The sequence below is a fragment of the Mesorhizobium sp. M0174 genome, from assembly GCF_040322275.1.
GTDB lineage: Bacteria > Pseudomonadota > Alphaproteobacteria > Rhizobiales > Rhizobiaceae > Mesorhizobium.
The window spans coordinates 56,456-77,159 of the sequence record NZ_JAMYTB010000010.1 but is presented as its reverse complement, the minus strand read 5'-3'; the positions used below and the strand labels follow the sequence as shown (position 1 = coordinate 77,159).

At 62.9% G+C, this 20,704-nt stretch carries 18 protein-coding genes; 10 read left to right on the top strand and 8 right to left on the bottom strand.

Annotated features, from left to right (window positions below; genetic code table 11):
* Positions 1-306: 306 nt before the first annotated feature.
* The 5 genes from NKJ13_RS20660 to NKJ13_RS20640 all read left to right on the top strand — a co-directional run bounded on the left by NKJ13_RS20660 (position 307) and on the right by NKJ13_RS20640 (position 3,941).
* Positions 307-651 (top strand): DUF2147 domain-containing protein, encoded by a 345-nt coding sequence (locus NKJ13_RS20660; RefSeq protein ID WP_254819976.1) that lies wholly within the window; start codon positions 307-309, stop codon positions 649-651.
* A gap of 206 nt (positions 652-857) precedes the next feature.
* Complete coding sequence (locus NKJ13_RS20655) at positions 858-1,010, top strand: hypothetical protein (RefSeq protein WP_023718367.1); 153 nt, start codon at positions 858-860, stop codon at positions 1,008-1,010.
* A 30-nt stretch (positions 1,011-1,040) separates the two neighbouring features.
* A complete protein-coding gene (locus NKJ13_RS20650; protein ID WP_352706069.1) occupies positions 1,041-1,235 on the top strand; it encodes a hypothetical protein in 195 nt (64 codons plus the stop codon).
* An 85-nt stretch (positions 1,236-1,320) separates the two neighbouring features.
* Positions 1,321-2,823, top strand: coding sequence for an AMP nucleosidase (locus NKJ13_RS20645; protein ID WP_352647263.1), 1,503 nt, complete (start codon positions 1,321-1,323; stop codon positions 2,821-2,823).
* A gap of 80 nt (positions 2,824-2,903) precedes the next feature.
* Complete coding sequence (locus NKJ13_RS20640) at positions 2,904-3,941, top strand: endonuclease/exonuclease/phosphatase family protein (protein WP_352706071.1); 1,038 nt, start codon at positions 2,904-2,906, stop codon at positions 3,939-3,941.
* A 30-nt stretch (positions 3,942-3,971) separates the two neighbouring features.
* Here the strand turns inward: NKJ13_RS20640 and NKJ13_RS20635 are convergent, their stop codons facing one another.
* From NKJ13_RS20635 to NKJ13_RS20625, 3 genes are all read right to left on the bottom strand, one after another.
* Positions 3,972-4,568, bottom strand: coding sequence for a DUF922 domain-containing protein (locus tag NKJ13_RS20635; RefSeq protein WP_352738178.1), 597 nt, complete (start codon positions 4,566-4,568; stop codon positions 3,972-3,974).
* Positions 4,569-4,679: 111 nt separating this feature from the next.
* The gene (locus tag NKJ13_RS20630) at positions 4,680-6,359 is read right to left on the bottom strand and encodes an electron transfer flavoprotein-ubiquinone oxidoreductase (protein WP_352706075.1); all 1,680 of its coding nucleotides are present in this window, start codon (positions 6,357-6,359) and stop codon (positions 4,680-4,682) included.
* Positions 6,360-6,465: 106 nt separating this feature from the next.
* On the bottom strand, positions 6,466-6,648 hold the full coding sequence (locus tag NKJ13_RS20625) for a hypothetical protein (RefSeq protein ID WP_254820002.1): 183 nt from the start codon (positions 6,646-6,648) through the stop codon (positions 6,466-6,468).
* On the opposite strand from NKJ13_RS20625, the gene NKJ13_RS20620 reads away from it, so the two are divergent.
* The 3 genes from NKJ13_RS20620 (at position 6,599) to NKJ13_RS20610 (ending at position 9,086) form a co-directional block, all read left to right on the top strand.
* Positions 6,599-7,243: a hypothetical protein gene (locus NKJ13_RS20620; RefSeq protein ID WP_352647256.1), complete on the top strand. Its 645-nt coding sequence runs from the start codon at positions 6,599-6,601 to the stop codon at positions 7,241-7,243. The genes NKJ13_RS20625 and NKJ13_RS20620 overlap by 50 nt on opposite strands.
* A gap of 37 nt (positions 7,244-7,280) precedes the next feature.
* On the top strand, positions 7,281-8,162 hold the full coding sequence (locus tag NKJ13_RS20615; RefSeq protein WP_352706078.1) for a uracil-DNA glycosylase: 882 nt from the start codon (positions 7,281-7,283) through the stop codon (positions 8,160-8,162).
* A gap of 105 nt (positions 8,163-8,267) precedes the next feature.
* Positions 8,268-9,086 carry a helix-turn-helix domain-containing protein gene (locus tag NKJ13_RS20610; RefSeq protein WP_352706080.1) on the top strand — a complete coding sequence of 273 codons (819 nt, stop codon included), beginning with the start codon at positions 8,268-8,270 and terminating at the stop codon, positions 9,084-9,086.
* Here the strand turns inward: NKJ13_RS20610 and NKJ13_RS20605 are convergent, their stop codons facing one another.
* Positions 9,087-10,064 (bottom strand): DMT family transporter, encoded by a 978-nt coding sequence (locus tag NKJ13_RS20605; protein ID WP_502899851.1) that lies wholly within the window; start codon positions 10,062-10,064, stop codon positions 9,087-9,089.
* Positions 10,061-10,279: a hypothetical protein gene (locus tag NKJ13_RS20600; RefSeq protein WP_352706152.1), complete on the bottom strand. Its 219-nt coding sequence runs from the start codon at positions 10,277-10,279 to the stop codon at positions 10,061-10,063. Before NKJ13_RS20600 ends, NKJ13_RS20605 begins: the two co-directional genes overlap by 4 nt.
* Before the next feature lie 154 nt (positions 10,280-10,433).
* Here NKJ13_RS20600 and pepN point away from each other — a divergent pair, with 154 nt between their 5' ends.
* Positions 10,434-13,079, top strand: coding sequence for an aminopeptidase N (pepN, locus tag NKJ13_RS20595; protein WP_352738182.1), 2,646 nt, complete (start codon positions 10,434-10,436; stop codon positions 13,077-13,079).
* Positions 13,080-13,269: 190 nt separating this feature from the next.
* A complete protein-coding gene (locus tag NKJ13_RS20590) occupies positions 13,270-15,594 on the top strand; it encodes a PAS domain-containing sensor histidine kinase (RefSeq protein ID WP_352738184.1) in 2,325 nt (774 codons plus the stop codon).
* A 51-nt stretch (positions 15,595-15,645) separates the two neighbouring features.
* Here NKJ13_RS20590 and NKJ13_RS20585 read toward each other — a convergent pair whose 3' ends face one another.
* The 3 genes from NKJ13_RS20585 to NKJ13_RS20575 all read right to left on the bottom strand — a co-directional run bounded on the left by NKJ13_RS20585 (position 15,646) and on the right by NKJ13_RS20575 (position 20,704).
* Positions 15,646-16,020: an EF-hand domain-containing protein gene (locus NKJ13_RS20585; RefSeq protein WP_352738185.1), complete on the bottom strand. Its 375-nt coding sequence runs from the start codon at positions 16,018-16,020 to the stop codon at positions 15,646-15,648.
* A gap of 254 nt (positions 16,021-16,274) precedes the next feature.
* The gene (locus NKJ13_RS20580; RefSeq protein WP_352778072.1) at positions 16,275-19,235 is read right to left on the bottom strand and encodes a bifunctional [glutamine synthetase] adenylyltransferase/[glutamine synthetase]-adenylyl-L-tyrosine phosphorylase; all 2,961 of its coding nucleotides are present in this window, start codon (positions 19,233-19,235) and stop codon (positions 16,275-16,277) included.
* Positions 19,235-20,704 carry an ATP-binding protein gene (locus NKJ13_RS20575; protein ID WP_352738188.1) on the bottom strand — a complete coding sequence of 490 codons (1,470 nt, stop codon included), beginning with the start codon at positions 20,702-20,704 and terminating at the stop codon, positions 19,235-19,237. The genes NKJ13_RS20580 and NKJ13_RS20575 overlap by 1 nt, the downstream gene beginning before the upstream one ends.

Genomic DNA, 20,704 nt, shown 5'->3' with positions numbered 1-20,704 from the left:
AAGCTAAAACAAGAGGTAAACGCGAAAATTCGTTAAGGATACAAAGCCAGCAACTGCGCCAGTTTGCACAAAATTTGAAGAAAACTTGCGAGGCGCGGATCAAGACTCGGCTAACCACAGAAGACAAAGACGTGTGCGGCCCGTTTCATTTTTCGCCGGCGCGGCCGTTCGGGAGCGGGCAAAAACCCGCAACCGTTCCGTCGCGGCACCGCTTTTGTTTTTCCGGGAGCTGGACTAGCTTACGTTTGCGTAAGGGGCAGACGGCCGGGACGGAGCCCGATTGGACTTGCCTGAGGGAGGAAAGACATGTTTCGACACGTGAGCCTGGCCCTCGCGGCCGCAATAATGATGACCGGCGCGGCATGGGCCGATCCGATCGAAGGCAATTGGAAAACGCAAGCCGGAGCGACTGCCGCCATTTCGGGTGGCGGCGGGGCATTTTCGATTACGCTCAAATCCGGCAAATTTGCCGGCAAGAACATAGGTTCACTGAAGGTGGCCGGCGACAACAAATATGCCGGCACCATAACCGACCCCGAAACCGACAAGACCTATTCGGGCAAGGCTTCGCTTTCCGGCAGTTCGCTCAAGATGAGCGGCTGCGTGTTGGGCGGGCTGATCTGCAAGAGCCAGACCTGGCACAAGCTCTGATCGTGCCATTCCTGCCGGGGTGCGCGGGGCCAGTCGGCCCCGTTTTCATATATCGGTCTCGCAGCCGCGGCTCGCCATAGGTCACTGCTTTCAAGGCGGCCCGCCCAGAGATCATCAACCATTTTGAACCCCAGATGAACGCCGGCATCAGAGCCGGTTCAGCCTGGGCAAGGCATTGTCATGCGTGTTGAAGGAGACACCGCGCGATGCTTGCCCGCCGCTTCACCATCGTCTGCCTGCTGATGAGCCTGTTCGGCATGTTGTTCGCCGTCCTTGTCGCCGAAGCCGGCCGGCCGGCCCGCGCCTGGGATGTGGCCATTTCCTGCCGGCTCGGTTGCCCGAACCAGCTTCGCCACTGAACCCGACAGCGAGATATTGAAACCCACGCCATGACCCGCCTCACCGCCAATGTCGTCAAGATCCTTCGGCTTCTGCCGCGGACGGCACTCATCCTGACGGTTCTGGCGGCCCCGGTCCTGGCCGTGCCGACGATGCGCGCCGATTCCGGTTCGACCATCGAGGCGCCTGCGCTGAGAAAGGCCAGCGTCGGCTTTGTGCTGCTGGTCAGCTTGCGGCGAGGTTAGGCCGCCGGAAAGAAAACCGCCGACAGCGCGTTTTGAGACCGCCTTACCCCCTCCCAACTGCGCGCCCAACTCTCTATATTGGGTCATGGAAAAGCGAATCTATCCCCAAGCCATTGAATCGGTCGTCACGCCGGAGCCGTTTGGCCGACAGAGCTTCAACGACGCCAAGAAGGCGGTCGCGGCCCTGCAGGTGCTTTACGACCGCAACACAAAGTTCCTGCGCGATTCATTTGCCGCGCTCGCAGCGGGCGGCGACAACAACAAACGCTACCGGGCCTTCTATCCGGAGATCGGCGTCACCACGAGTTCGTTCACCCAGATCGACTCGAGGCAGGCCTATGGTCACATGCCGACGCCGGGGCATTTCTCAACCACAATCACCCAGCCTGCTCTTTTCGAGAGCTATCTCACCGAACAGCTTCGGCTGATCATGCGCAACCACGGCGTTCCGGTCACGGTTTCAGAATCGACCACTCCCATCCCCCTGCATTTCGCCTTTCTCGAAGGCACGCATGTCGACGGTTCCGCTGCGGAACGCATCAAACGGCCGATCCGTGACCTGTTCGACGTGCCGGATCTCGACGGCACCGACGACCAGATCGCCAACGGTACATTTGAAGTGGGATTGGGCGAGGCACGGCCGCTGGCGCCGTTCACGGCACAACGGATCGACTATTCGCTGCATCGGATGTCGCACTATACGGCGACCAGTCCCCAGCATTTCCAGAACTTCGTGCTGTTCACCAACTACCAGTTCTACATCGACGAATTCGTCGCCCGTGCACGCGAATTGATGGCCAATGGCGGTGACGGATATGTAGAGTTCGTCGAGCCGGGCAATATCGTGACCAAAGTGGGCGACAGCGCGCCTGGTGAGGGTGCTGCGCCCCCTCGCCTGCCGCAGATGCCGGCCTATCATCTGAAGAAGCCGAATCATGGCGGCATCACCATGGTCAATATCGGCGTTGGCCCTTCCAACGCCAAGACCATCACCGACCATATTGCGGTGCTCCGGCCGCATGCCTGGGTGATGCTCGGCCATTGCGCTGGCCTGCGCAACACGCAGGCGCTGGGCGATTATGTGCTGGCACACGCCTATGTTCGGGAAGACCATGTCCTCGACGACGATCTTCCGGTCTGGGTGCCGATCCCGCCGCTGGCTGAAATCCAAGTGGCGCTGCAGGAAGCGGTCGCCGAGGTCACCGGGCTTTCCGGCTACGACCTCAAGCGCATCATGCGCACCGGCACCGTCGCCACCATCGACAACCGCAACTGGGAGCTGCGCGACCAGCGCGGGCCGGTGCAGCGGCTGTCGCAGTCGCGGGCGATCGCGCTCGATATGGAATCGGCAACGATCGCCGCCAACGGCTTCCGCTTCCGGGTTCCCTATGGCACGCTGCTTTGCGTATCCGACAAGCCGCTGCATGGCGAATTGAAGCTGCCCGGCATGGCGACCGAGTTCTACAAGCGGCAAGTGGCGCAGCATCTGACCATCGGCATCAGGGCGATGGAGAAGCTGGCTGAAATGCCGATGGAGCGACTGCATTCGCGTAAGCTCAGGAGCTTTTCGGAAACGGCCTTCCAGTAAATGCCGAATCGCATGTGTCGGTCCGGGTCAGGACATTTCGTCATCTTGATTGAGCCGCACTTCTGCCGATAGACAAAGCGATGGCACGTATTCGGGAAATGACGGTTGCGCTGGCATTCGTCGCAATGCTTGCACTCTCGGCCGCGCTGGTGGCCGGGTTTTTCGGATCGCTGCATCCGGCCCTCGATTCCTTTGCTCATTTCCGCGTCCATTTTTCGGTGCTGATGGCGCTTTGCGCGCTGCCCCTGCTCGCCACCTCGTTTCGCCTGCAGGCTGCGGCCGCCTTGCTGTTTGCGGTAGCCTCCTTTGCCACCACGTCGAATGCCTTGCCGCTTTCGCGGCTATGGCAGGTGCAGGCCGCCTACGAAGCCAAACCTGGTGACGAGCCGGTCTACCGCCTGCTGCAGATGAACCTCAGGTTCAACAATCCAACGCCTGAGAAGGTGCTGTCGCTGATCGGCCGGACCCAGCCCGATGTGATCACCCTCGAAGAGGTGTCCGAGATGTGGAAGGCAAAGCTTGGGCTGCTGTCCAGCGCTTATCCCTACCGGATCCTCTGCCCGTATCCCAATGGCGTGTTCGGCGTTGCGCTGCTGTCCAGACGACCGTTTGCCATAGGCACAGCGCCGCACTGCGACAGCCGCGGCGCAATGGCGATCGCCACGGTCGATTTCGGCGGAACCGACGTCGATGTCGGCGCCATCCACCTCACCTGGCCATGGCCGCACAACCAATCACGGCAGATTGGAGGGTTGTCTGACGAAATCGCCTCGCTTGGCGAGACGTCGATCCTGGCGGGCGACTGCAACGCAGCGCCATGGAGCGCCGCCGTCCGGCGCGTCGCATCGCTTGGCAAGCTGACTGTAATGCCGTCGGTCGGGCCGACCTGGCTCTACAGAAAGCTGCCGGATTTCCTGCGCTTCGCCGGACTGCCGATCGACCAGGTTTTCAGCAAGGGCGCCATCGTTATCCGTTCGGCGTCGACCCTTGAGGACACCGGCTCAGACCATCTGCCGGTGCTGGTGGAGTTTTCGCTACGGTCGCATGAACAAAAGCCGCTCGACGAGCACCAGACGGCGACCGCGCTTGCAGCGCTGCCTGGCGGGACGCGAAGCTGAAAATCCGCAGTCCAGTCTCGACCTGGCTTATTACTGGCCCACAAAAGCGCGGATGAGGTGCTCGACAGGGCCGCCGTCGCGATGCTCGTGCGCATCGAAGGCGATCTGCTTTGCCTCGTATTCGGCATAGATGGCATTGATCCGGCGCTTTGCCTCGCGACGTGCCTCGAAACAGTGCGGGTCATCAGCGACTGTCAGCCCTCGAACCGACTTTTCGGTGGCCCGCATCATCTGTCTGGCGATGCGGCCATGGGTCTCTTCATGGGCGCGGACGCCAGCGAAGAACCGCTTCCAGCGCTTCTGCAGCGCAGGCGATGTGGCTGAGACTAGTTTGGGATAGGTATAGAAGAGATTGAGCGTCCCGTTGGCCTGGCGCAGGCGGCAGACGCCGTTTTCCTGATGGGCGTCGAAGGTCCAATCATCGACGCTGTAGCCGGTCTGCGCGATGGCGTGGGTCATGAAGCCGTGCTTCGGCCCACTGCGATCCATGGCCTCGATCAGGGCCGCGCCGGTGGTTCCGGCAATGTTGTAAGTTCGTGTCTTGACCAGCACCTTAGTGCCGGCCAAGGCTGCAGGGGCGCACAATGCCCCGATCGCCACAACGCTCGTCAGAACTGCCAGGCGCATTTTTCCTTCCTCCCTGTCGCCGCAGAAAGGAAACACAGGCAGGCGGTTTATTCAACAATCCTACGGTTGCGCTGCTCCTCATCTTGTTTAGTCCGGAACAAACCTTGTGACTTACATGTTCTGGTAGACCGGGCCCTCGCCGCCCTGTGGCGGCACCCAATTTATATTCTGGTTCGGGTCCTTGATATCGCAAGTCTTGCAGTGCACGCAGTTCTGCGCGTTGATGACGAAGCGCACATCCTTTGCCGCAGGATCGGCGGCGGCATTGCCGTCCTTGTCGACCCATTCGTAGACGCTGGCCGGGCAGTAACGCGTCGAGGGCCCGGCATAGACGTCATGCTCGGAGCGCTTTTGCAGGTCCATGTCGGCGACGAGCAGATGGACCGGCTCGTTCTCCTCGTGGTTGGTGTTGGACAGGAACACCGACGACAGCCGGTCGAAGGTCAGCACCCCGTCCGGCTTCGGGTAGGCGATCTTCTGGTGCGCGGCGGCCGGTTCCAGCGTGGCGTAGTCGGCCTTGCCGTGCTTCATCGTGCCGAAGGGCGAGAAGCCGAACAGCGTGTTCAGCCACATGTCGAGCCCGCCAAGGCCGACGCCGACAATGGTGCCGAAGCGTGACCATAGCGGCTTGACATTGCGCACTTTCTTCAGATCCTTGCCGATATCGGTGGCGCGCCAGGTGGCCTCGTAGGAGGCCAGCTCGTCATTGGCGCGGCCGGCGGCTATCGCATCACAGACATGCTCGGCCGCCAGCATTCCGGAGAGCACGGCATTGTGCGAGCCCTTGATGCGCGGCACGTTGACGAAGCCGGCCGCGCAGCCGATCAGGGCACCGCCGGGGAAGGACAGTTTCGGCACCGACTGCCAGCCGCCTTCGGTGATGGCGCGGGCACCATAGCCCAGCCGCTTGGCACCCTCGAAGGTACCGCGGATCGCCGGATGGGTCTTGAAGCGCTGGAACTCGTCAAAGGGCGACAGATAGGGGTTCTTGTAGTTCAGGTGAACGACGAAGCCGACTGCCACCTGGTTGTCCTCGAGATGGTAGAGGAAGGAGCCGCCGCCGGTCTTCATATCGAGCGGCCAGCCGAAGGAATGCTGCACAAGGCCCGGCCGGTGGTTTTCCGGTTTGACCTGCCAGAGTTCCTTGAGGCCGATGCCGTATTTTCCTGGCTCGCGGCCGTCGGAAAGGTGGTATTTGGCGATCAGCTGCTTGGCGAGCGAGCCACGCGCGCCCTCGCCGATCAAGACATATTTGCCCATCAGCGCCATGCCCGGCGCAAAGCCCGGACCGTGCGTGCCGTCCTTCTCGACGCCCATGTCGCCGGTGACGACGCCGGTGACCGCACCGGCCTCGTTGTAGAGCAGGCCGACCGCCGCAAAGCCCGGATAGATCTCGACGCCCAGCGCCTCGGCCTTGGTCGCCAGCCAGCGGCAGACATTGCCGAGCGAGACGATATAGTTGCCGTGATTGTTCATCAGCGGCGGCATCAGGATATTGGGCAGACGGAACGAACCGGCGGGGCCGAGAACCAGGAAATGGTCGTCGGTGACCGGTGTCCTGAAGGGATGACCCTCCTCTTCGCGCCAGCCGGGCAGCAGCCGGTCGATGCCGATCGGATCGACGACGGCGCCGGACAGGATGTGCGCGCCGACTTCGCCGCCCTTTTCCAGCACGACGACGGAAAGCTCGGGATTGACCTGCTTGAGACGGATCGCGGCGGCGAGGCCGGCCGGGCCGGCGCCGACAATGACCACGTCGAATTCCATGCTTTCGCGTTCGATATCGCTCATCGACCCCTCACTGGCTCGCTATTCCCGGCATCTTGCTGGCTCACGCGCTGCATAGCGCATCAAATAGCGACGGGAAACCGGCGCGGACGTGACAATACCGATTTCGTCAAAAAGTCGCGTCCTGCCACACAGATTCGCGGTGGCGAGCATCAATCTTCAATCCTATTCCGTTTGCACAGATATGTCGCACTGATGTTTTTAATTGTTCGACGGCTTGCTTATCGGCCATACTTCCCGCCATGCGCATATTCAGGCCGGCTGGCTTTTCATCGACGCGCTTTTTTTTCACGCCCGGCCGGATTTGCCGTGCGGCGCTGTTGGCGCTGCTGCCACTGACGACCCTCGATGCCCATGCCGAGCAGCAACTGGTCTGGGCGACCGGCGCCTATTCCTTTTCCGACGAGCGCGGCGGCTTCCGCATCACCGGGGCTTCCGGCATCGGCACGAAAGAGGATCCGCTGGTCATCACCGAAGAGCTGAATTCAGCGACGCCGGTAACGCTTGCCATTCGCACGACAAAGCCGATCCAGCCGTTCGGCAAGGCGGGAGACTTCGCCAATGGTCTGATGTATATGCGCATCGACGTGCTCAACAATAGCGGCCAGGCCTGGGTCGAGTTCCAGTTCGAACTCCAGGAGATCCTCGACCAGCCGAGCGTGTTCGGCGACGGCCTGTCGTTTGACCAGCGCAACAAAACGCCTGAAAATATCTGGTCGAGCAGCTACGCCGATTTCGACCGCAATTTCGAACCGTATGACCGCCTGCTGTTCAAGAACGGCAAGATCGACCCGCTGAAGACCGCCAGCTTCTATTTCCTGATCACCGACTACACGCCGCGCTGGACGTTCTATCTGGTGCAGGATCCGCGCATACCGTCGAGCTGAACTTGCAAATTCAAGCTTTGCGGCCGAATGTGAAACCATGACTGCCGCCCCCCACAATAGCCGAGCCGATCTCGCCGAGCTGCTGGCCTTCTACGCCAGCGCCGGCGTCGACGAGGCACTTGAAGAACACCCGGTAAACAGGTTTGCAGAAGCCAGGCCACCGGAGCGGGTGCCTGCGGCGGCCGCTATGCCGGCCGGTGAAAATGCGGCGCCACAACGCTCGACGAGCGTATCGCGCGCCGAAATGGGCGAGAGACCGAGTACAGCACCGGCAGTGCGAACGTCCCCGGCCATGTCAACGGTGCCCGACGAGGCGCAAGCGGCATTGGCGCGGCAACTGGCGAGATCGGCGGCAAGCCTCGACGAGCTTCGCCAGCACATGGCGGCATTCGACGGCTGCAATCTCAAATTCACCGCCAAGAACCTTGTGTTCGCCGACGGCAATCCGACTGCCGAGGTGATGCTGGTCGGCGAAGCGCCGGGTCGCGATGAGGACATAGAGGGCTTGCCGTTCGTTGGCCGCTCCGGCCGGCTGCTCGACCGCATGCTGGCTGCGATCGGTCTTGACCGGACGTCCGTCTACATCGCCAATGTCATTCCCTGGCGGCCGCCCGGCAACCGCACGCCGACCCCGCACGAAACCGAGATCTGCCGGCCGTTCATCGAGCGGCAGATCGAGTTGGTCAATCCGAAGGTGCTGGTCAATCTCGGCGGCCCGTCGGCAAAGACCCTGCTCAACACCTCCGAAGGCATATTGCGGCTGCGCGGCAACTGGCGCGTCCACACGACCCCGTCCGGCGTCGCCATTCCTGCCATGCCGACCCTGCATCCGGCCTATTTGCTGAGAACGCCGGCGCACAAGAAGCTGGCGTGGCGGGATTTCCTCGAAGTGAAGGCGAAGTTGCGGGCGCTTGGGTAATGGTGCAGAGCGCGTCTTCAGTTCTCCCCTTGCGAGGAAGGAAGGGCGGCATCATGACTTCGCAGGTAATTGAAATGCGCCCACTGCCGGCCTAGTCATCTCGTTATGACAGCAGCCCAGATTTCCGCCGGCAGTCTCATTCGCGAATGGCGTACACGCCGGCGCATGAGCCAGCTCGACCTCGCTATGGAGGCCGAGATCTCGCAGCGGCATCTGAGCTTCGTGGAAAGCGGCCGCGCCGCACCCTCGCGTGACATGGTGCTGCATCTGGCGGAGCAGCTTTCGATCCCGCTCAGGCAGCGCAACCAGCTGCTGCTGGCCGCCGGCTTTGCCCCGAGCTTCGGCGAACGACCACTTGACGATGCCTCGATGGCACCGGCGATGGCGGCGGTCGAGACCGTGCTCAAGGCGCACGAGCCGTTCCCGGCGCTTACCGTCGACCGGCATTGGAACCTGGTGTCGGCGAACGCCGCCATCGGCCCGTTCCTCGCCAATGTCGCCGATGCCTCCCTGCTGAAGCCGCCGGTCAACGTTTTGCGCCTCAGCCTGCATCCCGGCGGCATCGCGCCGCGTATCGTCAACCTAGCGGAATGGCGGACGCATCTTCTGGAGCGGCTGAAGCGGCAGAACGACGCTACCGCCGATCCGGTTCTGGTCGAGCTCGAGCGCGAGCTTCGGGCCTATCCGTCCGGCCTTAGAGGCAGCCGGCCGGCGCCGGTCGAACCAAATGCGATTGTCCATCCGCTCAAGCTTGCCCATGGCGACGCGGTGCTGTCGTTCATCAGCACCATCACCGTGTTCGGCACGCCGCTCGACGTGACGCTGTCGGAGCTGGCGATCGAATCTTTTTTCCCCGCCGACGAACAGACGCGGGCGGTGCTGGTGCGGCTGGCGAAAGAGCGGACTGACGCAGCGGAGCCGTGATCACCCTTCCGGCGCGACGGCCTTGCGGGTGCGGGTGCGTTCGAGACCCAGCTGGCGCTCGCGCCAGATGATGAAAATCCCCGCCGCAACCACGATCATGCCGCCGACCAGCATGTTGATCGTGGCGACATCGCCAAAGACCAGATACCCGACGACGACGCCGAGGATCATCGAAGTGTATTCGAAGGGTGCCACGACGGAAGCCTCGGCATGGCGATAGGCCGAGGTCATCAGGATCTGGCCAAGCCCGCCGCAAAAACCCGCGGCAATCAGAAGCCCGGCCTGTGTCGTCGTCAGCGCCTGCCAGCCGAATGGCAGCGAAAGCAGCGCCATGAGGCTCGCGGTAACCGAAAACCACAGCACGATGGTCGCCGTCCGCTCGCTCTGGACGAGGTTGCGAACCAGGAGCATGGCGATGGCGGAGATCGCCGCGGCTATGAGGGCGGCAATGACGCCGAGCACCTCCTGATCGCCAAGGGCAGCGCCCGAACTGAGCAGCGTCAGTTCCGGCCATGAGATGATCAGCACCCCGACCAGGCCGACGGCAACCGCACTCCAGCGATATATGCGGATGGCTTCGCCGAGGAAGATCGAACTGAACACCACGACCAGCAGCGGCTGCGCGTAGTTCAGCGTGATCGCCTCCGGCAGCGGCAGCCGCGTCAGCGCGAAGAAGCCGAGCCCCATGGCACAGACACCGACGACGCCGCGCGCAATGTGGTTGATCGGGCGCTTTGTCGAAAAGGCGGTTCCGAGTTTTCCCTGGAAGGCGAGGAAGGCGATGATCGGAAAAATGGCAAAGAAGGAGCGGAAGAAGACGATCTGGCCCGCCGGCACGGTGCCCGCCGCCTTGATGCAGGACGACATGCCGACGAAGACCGCCACCGATACGATCTTGAGCAAGATCCCGGTCAGTGTGCTGTGCTCGCCGGCAAGATTGCCGGCTGCAAGCACTGGCAAATCCGGTCTGGCTGTCACGCCCCTTTTGCTTCCTCGATCGCCCAGATGCGCGCCGGCGTTGCCGGCCTGTCGATATGCCTGATGCCGTAGGCGCGGTAGAACGCGTCGGTCACCGCATTGAGCGCGGCAGGCGTCGATCCGATCGTAACCGCCCCGGCGCCTTTGATGAAAGCCCGATCGTCGCGACGCAACACAGAGGCGCTCATCCCGAATTTCGGCGTGACGATGGTCATGGAAGCCTCGCGATGATGCTTGGAAAATGATCGCCGGAAATAGACGTCGCTGCAGTTTTGTCGAGGGAGTGTTTCGTGTAAAGAGCGCAGACTTCAAATTATTTGGACCAGCGGACCCGCCCGCCGCTCCCGGATCGACAGGAAAAATCAAGGAATGCGCACGGATACCGGCCAGGTCTTCAAACTCGAAGACTATCGCCCTAGTGATTATCTGATTCCGGAAACCAGCCTGACTTTCCGCCTTTCGCCTGAAGCAACGCATGTCACCGCCGTGCTGACGGTCGAACGTCGCGACGAGATTGCCGCGTCGGTGCCACTGGTGCTGGATGGCGACGGGCTGACGCTCCGCAGTATCGCCATCGACGGCCAGGAACCGAGCCTTGAGGATTTTCTCGTCACGCCCGATCAACTGACAATCATCAGCCCCCCTGCCACAAGGCGCTTCCGGCTGAGAATTGAAACCGTGTTGGCGCCGGCGCAGAACGAAGCGCTGATGGGCCTCTATCGCTCCAGCGACGTCTATTGCACGCAATGCGAGGCCGAAGGCTTTCGCCGCATCACTTATTTCCTCGACCGTCCCGACATCCTGTCGGTCTATACGGTGCGTATCGAAGCGGAGCGCAATGAGGCGCCGCTGCTTTTGTCCAACGGCAACCCGGCCGGCAGTGGCGAGCTTGCCTGCGGCTGGCACTATGCGGTCTGGCACGACCCCTTCCCCAAGCCGTCCTATTTGTTTGCGCTGGTGGCCGGCGACCTCGGCAAGATCTCGGACAGTTTCGTTACCCTGTCTGGCCGCAAAGTCGAGCTCGGAATCTATGTCGAACCGGGCAAAGAGAGGCTCGCCGGCTACGCCATGGACGCTTTGAAACGGTCGATGAAATGGGACGAGGAGGCATTCGGCCGCGAATACGACCTCGATGTCTTCAACATCGTCGCCGTGTCCGACTTCAATATGGGCGCGATGGAGAACAAGGGTCTCAACATCTTCAACGACAAATATGTGCTGGCCGACCAGGAAACCGCGACCGACGCCGATTTCGCCAATATCGAGGCCATCATTGCGCATGAGTATTTCCACAATTGGACAGGTAACAGAATCACTTGCCGCGACTGGTTCCAGCTTTGCCTGAAGGAAGGCCTGACCGTTTTCCGCGACCACGAATTCTCCGCCGATCAGCGCTCGCGCGCCGTCAAGCGCATCGCCGAGGTACGTACGCTGCGCGCCCATCAGTTTCCCGAGGACCAAGGGCCGCTGGCGCATCCGGTGCGGCCGCGCCGCTATCGCGAGATCAACAATTTCTATACGGCGACGGTCTATGAAAAGGGCTCGGAAGTCGTGCGCATGATCCACACTATCCTCGGTGCAGAGACGTTCCGCGCCGGCATGGACCTCTACTTCGAACGTCACGACGGCCAGGCGGCGACGATCGAAGACTTCATCAAGGTGTTCGAAGACGTTTCCGGTCGCGACCTGTCGCAGTTTTCGCTCTGGTATCATCAGGCCGGTACGCCGAACCTGACCGTCAGTTCGGCGTATAATCCTGCGGCGCAGGAATTCACGCTCGAAATCGAGCAGTCGGTGCCGCCAACGCCGTCGGAAAGCCGCAAACGGCTGATGCACATTCCGCTTGCCTTCGGCCTGGTCGGCGCCGGCGGAGAGGCGACAGCCTATAGCGGCGTGGAAGGAGCGAATGTCGAGGACGGCGTCATCCATATTCGCAAACGCCGCCATGTCGTCAGGTTTTCCGGTATTGCCGAGCGGCCGGCCATGTCGCTCAACCGCGGCTTTTCGGCGCCGGTGACGCTTTCGGTCGAGCAGCGGCCCGACGACCAGTTTTTTCTGGCTGGCCACGACAGCGACGCCTTCTCGCGCTGGCAGGCGTTCAACACGCTTTTGACCGATGCGCTGATTGCAGCTTTCCGCCAGATCCTAGACCACAGGCAACCCGAGTTCAGCGCCCGGCTGACCGGGCTTGCCGGCAAAATAGCCGGCGACGAAGCGCTCGAACCCGCCTATCGGGCACTGGCGCTGGCGCTGCCCGGCGAGGCCGATATCGCCCGCGACATCGGCAAGAACATCGACCCCGACGCCATTTTCGCGGCGCGCAGGGCGCTGGCAGTTGCGATCGCCGAGGCCAACCGCGAGATATTCTCCAACTTCTACGATCGGCTCGCCGACAATGGTCCGTTCAGCCCGGACGCGGCCAGTGCCGGGCGGCGGGCGCTGCGCAATGTCCTGCTGGACTATCTCTCCTTGCTGCCGGGAGGTGCGGAACTCGCTGCCCGGCACTTCCAATCGGCGACCAACATGACGGATCGTGCCGCGGCGTTGACCGTGCTTGCGCACCGTCACCACGGCTCACCTGAGGCAATCAAGGCACTGGCCGATTTCGAGGCGAAATATGCAACCGATCCGCTGGTCATGGACAAATGGTTCCAGATCCAGGCCAGCGTGCCCGGTCCGCAAACCGTCGACGCGGTGCGCGCCTTGACCAGCCACCCAACGTTCTCGATGGCCAACCCGAACCGGGTACGCGCGCTCATCGGTACGTTTTCCAGCGCCAACCAGACCGGCTTTCATCGCGCCGACGGCGAGGGCTACCGGCTTTTCGTCGAAACGGTGCTGCAGGTCGAAAAACGCAACCCGCAGGTGGCCGCCAGGCTGGCGACGGCGCTCAGGTCGTGGCGCTCGCTCGAACCCGTGCGGCAGGCCAAGGCAAGGGAGGCGTTGCTTTCAATCGCCAATACCGAGAAGCTGTCGGCCGATTTGCGAGACATCATCGAGCGCACCCTGGCGTAAGCGACCTCCCCTTCTCCCCTTGTCGTGGGAGAAGGGAAGACCATCCGAAAACCCATTATTTTAGTCGATTTTTAATCTTTTTTCGCCGCACCTCTGGACAAGGCGAATCACCTTTGATTCTTTAGTGACGATTCGGAAGTGCGGCGTTGCCGGATCGTCAAGCGGGACAGAAAATCGGGGAGTGCCATTTATGGCGAAGGCGGACGCGTGGGGCGCGCCCGGTGGGACGGCGTTTGAGCGTCGCGAGGCGCGAAACGACGGTCTCGCGGGCAATACGCGGCTCATCGCCGAACCTGCCTACCGACGGCTGCTGGCAGCCGAGCCGCTGTTGCGGCGATCGATACCGGCCCTCATTATCATGTTTCTGTTGATCATCGCAGTACTGCGCTTTCTGTCGCTGATGAACGAGCGCGACGAGATCGAGCGCGACGCCAAAGCGATCCTTGCGCTGGCCGCCGGCCAACTGGCCAGTTCGATCGCCGACGCGACCATGGTTTCCGCGCCAGGTGCGATCCAGGACCTGCTGGAGAGCACCGGTCGTCAGGGCGCGATGGGCCGAAGCCACGTACTGGCGATCGCCGACAGCGCCTTCAAGATCATTGCCGTATCGCCGCAGTCGATGCACTGGGAGGGCCGATCGCTCGATGGCGTCGTGCAGGGCGGGCAGCCGCTGTTCATGTTCGGCGACCGCGCCGGCGTGATGGAGGTTAGCATCGGCGGACAGGACTGGTACGCGGCAGTGAGCCTGGCGAATGGCCGAAAGGGTGCCGCGGCAGCGTTCGTGCCGCAGGAGGCAGTTTTTGACGCCTGGCGCAAGACGGTCTCACTCAATGTCACGCTGTTCGTGCTGACGGCCGGCGTGCTGATCGTCGTCCTTTATGCCTATTTCGGCCAGGCGGCGCGTGCCCAGGCCGCCGACCGCATCTATCTCGAAGCCCACCAGCGCATCGACATGGCGTTGGTGCGCGGCCGCTGCGGCCTGTGGGATTGGGACATGGTGCGCGGCAAGATGTACTGGTCGCGCTCGATGTACGACATGCTGGGCTACGAGCCTTGCGACACGATGCTGTCGTTCGGCGAAGTCGACGAAATCATTCATCCCGAGGACGGCGATTTGTTCGAACTCGCCAACAGGATCGTCGCACGCGAGATCGATCATATCGATCAGGTGTTCCGGATGCGCCATGCCGACGGGCAATGGGTTTGGATGCGCGCAAGAGCACAGGTTATCGACCCGGAAGCGCCGGAGATCCAGCTGATCGGCATCGCCGTCGACGTCACCGAGCAGCGGCACCTGGCGCTGCGCTCCGAAGCGGCGGACCTGCGCCTGAGGACAGCCATCGAAAACATCAACGAATCCTTCGTGCTGTGGGATTCGTCCGAGCGCCTGATCATGTGCAATTCCAAATACCAGCAGGACAACGGCCTGTCGGATCGCGACGTGATGCCGGGCGCCCCGCGCGCCGTGCTGGAGGAACGCATGCTGGCCTTCGCCTCGGAGCGACGGCTTGCCAATACCAACGGACCGCAGGGGGGCGTGACCTTCGAGCGCCAGCTTGCCGACGGCCGCTGGCTGCAAGTGAACGAGTTGCGGACAAGGGACGGCGGCACCGTCTCCGTCGGCTCCGACATCACCCAGATCAAGCTGCACCAGGAGAAGCTGGTCGACAGCGAGCGCCGGCTGATGGCGACAATCCACGACCTCAGCCTTGCCCGCCGCGCGGAAGAAGAACGGGCTCGTGAGCTCGTCGAGCTCAATCGCAAATACATGAAGGAAACCGAGCGGGCCGAAGCGGCAAACCGGGCCAAATCCGAATTCCTAGCCAACATGTCGCACGAGTTGCGCACGCCGCTCAACGCGATCATCGGCTTCTCGGAACTGATGGAACGGCGGCTGTTCGGGCCGCTGGGGTCGCCGCGCTACGAAGAGTATGCCACCGACATCAATGGCAGCGGCAAATATCTTCTCGGCGTGATCAACGACATCCTCGACATGTCGAAGATCGAGGCCGGCCAGTTCGCCCTGGATCAGGAAGAAATCGATCTCTGCCCGCTCATCAGGGAGACAGTTCGCGTCGTCTCGCTGCAGGCGGCGGAAAAGTCGATCACCGTCGAAACCCGCATCGCCGATTCGCTGACGCTGTTCGCCGACCGCAGGGCGATCAAGCAGATCCTCATCAACCTTCTGTCCAATGCGGTGAAGTTCACCGGGCAAGGCGGCCACATTTCGGTCAGAGCCCGCAGCATTTCCAGCGCGCTGATCCTGACGATCGAGGACAATGGCTGTGGCATCCCGAAAGCGGCGCTGAGCAAGCTCGGACGGCCATTCGAACAGGTGCAAAACCAGTTCTCCAAGAGCCATACCGGCTCCGGCCTCGGCCTCGCCATCTCGCGCTCGCTGGCCGAGCTTCAGGGTGGCGCGTTGAAGATCCGTTCGACCGAAAGCATCGGCACGATCGTCTCGGTACGCATCCCGATGAAGAAAGTCGCGCAGGCGATCAGGGCGGCTGCGTGAATGACCAGATAAGTCTCCGGCGGCTCGCGCCGCCGGAGCGGTTGTCAATTCTCACTGCATGCCGTCAGCGCCATCATTGCCCTCGCCGTCCCATTGGCGGTGACGGCCGGGACCCTTCGGCAGTTCGTTCTTCTCGATCTTGCCGTCATTGTCACGGTCGAGCATGGCGAACACCTTCTTCTGGCGGCTGGTGATATCGTCGGCGGTCAGCGTCCCGTCGCCCTTGGTGTCGTAGCGGGCGATGATGCGCCTGGCCATCTGCTCGAAGCGTGCCTTCTCCAGCGCGTCGGCGAGCTGTGCCACGGTCAGCTTGCCGCCATTGTCAGCGACCATCTTCTTCAGCCGCGCGTTCATGGCGTCGGAGAACTGGTCGAAGGTGATGGTGCCGTCATTGTCCTTCATGACCTTGCCGAGGCGCATCATCATGCCGTCGCGCGGCCTGGCGCCGGAGTGCTCGTCTGCAAGGCTGCGGTGCCGACGGCGCCGGCCAGGGCTGCGAAAACGAGTGCAAGTCTGGTTGTCTTTCTCATGGTCTTCTCCTGTTGCATCGTCACCCCCGATGCTAGAGCGGCGGACCTTCATCCCCCGCCCTATCTCTTTGATTGAACATCGGAACCTCCCAAAAAAGGTCGCAATTTCGGGTCCGATGCTCTCGCCCGTACGGCTGGTTGCCGTCACGGTTATTTCGCACGAACCAGAAGGTCGAAATCCTTTCTGACCTTCTGCGACGTCTCCTTGAGATGCCCTTCAAGCACACCGAAATCAGGCAGGTCGGTGACCGCAAGAAGCAGATCGGAAAGCCCTGGCGGAACGTCGTCGCGTTCGAACGCGCCGGTGAGGCAAAGCCGTATCATCTGAGTCAGCGCCAGATAGAGCGAAAAGGCATCCACCAGTTCCTGCCTGACCTGGGCGCTGGCGAAATCCGGCGCCAAGCGCGACAGGACCTCAGCCGTGCCGGTAGCCCTGCGGCCGGCTTCGATCTTTCCCGTGATCAACGCAACCTGGGCAATGAATTCGAGATCTATGAGGCCGCCCGGGATCAGCTTGATGTCCCAGGGATCGCGCGGCGGCTTCTCCTTGTCGACCATGGCGCGCATCTCGGATGCCTCGGCCATCACCTTGGCTGGATCGCGCGGCAGAGCGAGTACTGCGGCAACTTCCTCCTCAACCTCGCGGCAGAGCTCGGCATCGCCACCGATCGTGCGGGCCCGCGCCAGCGCCATATGCTCCCACGTCCAGGCGTCCTGGCGCTGGTACTTCTTGAATGCATCGACGTGCGTGGCCACCGGCCCCTTGTTGCCGGACGGTCGCAGGCGAAGGTCGAGCTCGTAGAGCACGCCCTCGGCGGTCGGCGCGGAAACGGCGGCGATCAGCCGCTGCGTCAGCCGGCTGTAGTAATGCGACGGGGCAAGCGGCTTGTCGCCGTCGGACTCCTCGGCATCGGCGTCGTGATCGTAGAGCAGGATGAGGTCGACGTCCGAACCCGCCGTCAGTTCGCGGCTGCCGAGCTTGCCCATGCCGAGCAGTGCGACCCTGCCGCCGGCAATATAGCCATGACGCAACGCGAATTCCGCCGTCACCGCCTGCAACGCCGCCCCGATGGTCAGATCGGCGAGATCGGAAAAGGCGCGGCCGGCGCGCGGCGGATCGATCGACCCTGCAAGCAGCCTGACGCCGATCAGGAATTTTTGCTCCGAAGCAAAGATGCGCAGCCGGTCGAGCACGTCCTCATAAGCCCTGTCGCCTTCGAGAAAGCCGGCAAGGCGCGCCGATAGATAGGCGCGGTTGGGCAGTTCGCTCAGCAGCGCCGGATCGAGCAGGCCATCGAAGACATGCGGCCGGCGCGTGATGATGGCGGCCAGCCGCGGTGCCGCGCCCATGATCGTCGCCATCAGCTTCAGCAACGCCGGATTCGACTGCAGCAGCGAAAACAGCTGAATGCCGGCAGGGAGGCCGGCAAGGAATTCGTCGAAGCGGATCACCGCCTCGTCCGCTCGCCGCGTCTGGCCGAAGGCTTGCAGCAGCGCCGGCGTCAGTTCGGTCAGCCGCTCGCGTGCCTCCGCCGACCGGGTGACGCGGTAGCGGCCGAAGTGCCAGCCGCGGATAACCCGGCAGATGTCGCTCGGCCGCTGGAAGCCGAGCCGCCGCAGGGTCTGCAAGGTATCGGGATCGTCGACGTCGCCGGTAAAGACCAGATTGCCGATGCCGGCCGAAAGCTCCGGCGCGGTCTCGAACAGCGCTGCATAGTGGCGCTCGACCTGATGCAGCGCCGCGCGGAACGTTTCGGCAAAGCCTGCCGCATCGGCAAAGCCCAGCATGCGGGCGACGCGTTCCAGCCCCTCTTCGTCCTCCGGCAGGATATGCGTCTGCTGGTCGGCAACCATCTGGATGGCATGTTCGACGCGGCGCAGGAACCAGTATTGCCTGGTGAGTGCATCGCGCGCGTCGGCGGTGATCCAGCCGCGCGCGGCGAGTTCGCCGAGCATCGGCACGGTCTCGCGGCCGCGCAGTTCGGGAAAGCGGCCGCCGGCGATAAGCTGCTGGGTCTGGACGAAGAACTCGATCTCGCGGATGCCGCCGCGGCCAAGCTTGACGTTGTGGCCCTTGACCGCGACCTCGCCATGGCCCTTGTGGGCGTGGATCTGGCGCTTGATCGAATGGACGTCGGCAATCGCCGCATAGTCCATGTATTTGCGCCAGATATAGGGCTGCAGTTCCTTCAGGAACGCGGCGCCGGCAGCAACATCGCCGGCCACCGGGCGAGCCTTGATCATGGCGGCGCGCTCCCAGTTCTGGCCGCGCGCCTCATAGTAGCGCAGCGCCGCCTCGACCGGGATCGCCAGCGGTGTCGAGCCGGGGTCAGGACGAAGCCTGAGATCGGTGCGGAAGACGTAACCGTGCTCGGTGCGGTCCTGGAGGATACGGACCAGCCGACGGGTCAGGCGCGAAAACAGCTCTGTGGCATCGAGCGGGTCGACGACGGCAGGCGCATCGGGGTCGAAGAAGGCGACGAGGTCGATGTCGGAGGAGAAGTTCAACTCATGCGCGCCGAGCTTGCCCATGCCGAGCAGAATCCAGCCCGAGCGTCGCGCCGGATTTTTGGGATCCGGCAATCGGAGCTTGCCCTGCTCATGCGCGTCGCGGAGCAGGAAATCGACGGCCGCACGCGTGCAGGCATCGGCAAGGTCGCTCAGTCGCCGCACTGTCAACGAGGTCTCGGCCTCGCCGGCCAGATCGGCCAAGGCGATCAGGAAATGCGCCTCCGCCTTGCATTGGCGCAGCTCCATCATCAGGCTGGTTTCGGAGACGGCCTCTGCGCGTGCTGCCTTGTCGATCGCGGCGCCGATCGATGACAGCCGCGCCTCGACCCTCCCGTCGAAAAGCGCATCGAGTATCTGCGGCCGGCGGCGCGCGGTATCGCGCAGGAACGGCGACAGGTCGAACACGGCGGCGAGGAAATCCTGGACGACCCCCTTGCCGGCGAGAAATTTCGCCAGTCGCGGCAGTTCCTTTTGCCGCGCGGCGTCGGCGATCTCCGACAGTTCCTGCCTGGCGCGGCTTGCATCCAGCGGAACGAGCTCTACCGCCGGCTTCAACAGCCAGTCCGTTTCCAGGCGTCGCACTGCCATCCTCGCAACCATCAGCGATCCTCCCGCCCGGGAAAACTCATGACGACCGACAATCCGGGATTGCCGGGCAGCAGCTCAAGCCGTCCATTGTGGAATGTCATGATCGCCTTGGCGAGACTCAAGCCAAGGCCGGAACCCGGCTGCGAGCGGCTCTTTTCCAGCCGCACGAAACGCTCGGTCACCCTGGCGCGGTCGACATCGTCGGGAATGCCCTGGCCGTTGTCGGAGACGGCGAGTCTGATCTCGCTACCGACACGCTCCAGCGTCACGCGAACCGTAGGCCCGGAGGTCGAGTCGGTCGAATATTTGATCGCATTGTCGACGATGTTGGACAGCGCTTGGCCGATCAGCTCGCGATTGCCGTCGACGACGAAAGAACCTTGCACCGAAGTTTCGAGTGTCACGCCCGCCTCCTCCGCTACCGGCTCGTAGAGTTCGACGACATCGTGCACGGCAGCGGCCAGATCGACCCTGGTGGTGCTTTCCGAGGAATAGCCGGCCTCCAGCCGCGAAATCATCAGGATAGCGTTGAAGGTCTTTATCAGCTGATCGGATTCGGCGATCGTTCCTTCCAGAGCCTGCCGGTAGTCACTGGCGTTGTGCTTGCCGGAAAGCGTCGCCTCGGCGCGATTACGCAGCCTGGTCAGCGGCGTCTTCAGGTCATGGGCGATGTTGTCGGAGACCTGCTTCAGGCCCTCGTTCAGCGTGGCGATCCGGGCCAGCATGGAATTGAGGTTTTCCGACAGCCGGTCGAACTCGTCACCGGCGCCGGTGACCGGCAGCCGGCCGGAAAGATCGCCGCCCATGATGCGGCGGCTCGCCTCCGACACGCTGTCGATGCGCTTCAGCGCCGCGCGCCCGACGAAGAACCAGATCAGCAGCCCGCCGACGCCCATCATGCCGAGCGCCAGCATCAAGGCACGGCGAATGACAGCGCGGAAGCGCTCCGGCTCGCCGAGGTCGCGGCCGACCAGCATGATCATCTGGTTGGGCAGGCGCAGCACCAGGGCAACGGCGTTGTGGCCTTTCTCGCCTTCGGCCTGGACTTCGCTCTGGGCGGGCTCGTTCGGGTCGGAGACCGGGTTGCGCTGCCGTTCGAGCTCGCCCTCACCGAAGCGGCGGTAGGAGAACGGTTCGGTGGTCCAGCCCTCGGCCTCGATCACGCCCGGCTCCAGGCTCTGCACGTTGCCGGTCAGGATCTGGCCGTTGGCATCGGCGATCAGATAGAGATTGGCGCCGGGCTGGCGGGAGCGCTGCTCGACGACGCGGACCAGCAGCGGCAGGCCGCCGCGCTGATAGGCGCGGGCAAGGCCGAGCACCTCGTCGTTGATCGTCTCCTGCGTCTGGGCGGTCAGCATGCGCACCGAGAGCGAGGTCATGTACAAGACCAGCAACACCGCACACAGCGCAAAAAGCAGAAGATAAAGCGCTGAAAGCCGCGCTGCCGTCGTCTTCATGATGGCCGGCACGGAAAGAGCCAT

Bases quoted from the DNA above. Each gene is read 5' to 3' on its own strand.
- NKJ13_RS20600 (WP_352706152.1), bottom strand. From the start codon at position 10,279: ATGACCATCGTCACGCCGAAATTCGGGATGAGCGCCTCTGTGTTGCGT.
- NKJ13_RS20580 (WP_352778072.1), bottom strand. From the start codon at position 19,235: ATGGTTGCGAGGATGGCAGTGCGACGCCTGGAAACGGACTGGCTGTTG.
- NKJ13_RS20655 (WP_023718367.1), top strand. From the start codon at position 858: ATGCTTGCCCGCCGCTTCACCATCGTCTGCCTGCTGATGAGCCTGTTC.
- NKJ13_RS20620 (WP_352647256.1), top strand. From the start codon at position 6,599: ATGCGCATATTCAGGCCGGCTGGCTTTTCATCGACGCGCTTTTTTTTC.
- NKJ13_RS20640 (WP_352706071.1), top strand. From the start codon at position 2,904: ATGGCACGTATTCGGGAAATGACGGTTGCGCTGGCATTCGTCGCAATG.
- NKJ13_RS20575 (WP_352738188.1), bottom strand. From the start codon at position 20,704: ATGGCTCTTTCCGTGCCGGCCATCATGAAGACGACGGCAGCGCGGCTT.
- NKJ13_RS20630 (WP_352706075.1), bottom strand. From the start codon at position 6,359: ATGAGCGATATCGAACGCGAAAGCATGGAATTCGACGTGGTCATTGTC.
- NKJ13_RS20585 (WP_352738185.1), bottom strand. From the start codon at position 16,020: ATGATGATGCGCCTCGGCAAGGTCATGAAGGACAATGACGGCACCATC.
- NKJ13_RS20650 (WP_352706069.1), top strand. From the start codon at position 1,041: ATGACCCGCCTCACCGCCAATGTCGTCAAGATCCTTCGGCTTCTGCCG.
- NKJ13_RS20660 (WP_254819976.1), top strand. From the start codon at position 307: ATGTTTCGACACGTGAGCCTGGCCCTCGCGGCCGCAATAATGATGACC.
- pepN (WP_352738182.1), top strand. From the start codon at position 10,434: ATGCGCACGGATACCGGCCAGGTCTTCAAACTCGAAGACTATCGCCCT.
- NKJ13_RS20645 (WP_352647263.1), top strand. From the start codon at position 1,321: ATGGAAAAGCGAATCTATCCCCAAGCCATTGAATCGGTCGTCACGCCG.
- NKJ13_RS20615 (WP_352706078.1), top strand. From the start codon at position 7,281: ATGACTGCCGCCCCCCACAATAGCCGAGCCGATCTCGCCGAGCTGCTG.
- NKJ13_RS20635 (WP_352738178.1), bottom strand. From the start codon at position 4,568: ATGCGCCTGGCAGTTCTGACGAGCGTTGTGGCGATCGGGGCATTGTGC.
- NKJ13_RS20610 (WP_352706080.1), top strand. From the start codon at position 8,268: ATGACAGCAGCCCAGATTTCCGCCGGCAGTCTCATTCGCGAATGGCGT.
- NKJ13_RS20590 (WP_352738184.1), top strand. From the start codon at position 13,270: ATGGCGAAGGCGGACGCGTGGGGCGCGCCCGGTGGGACGGCGTTTGAG.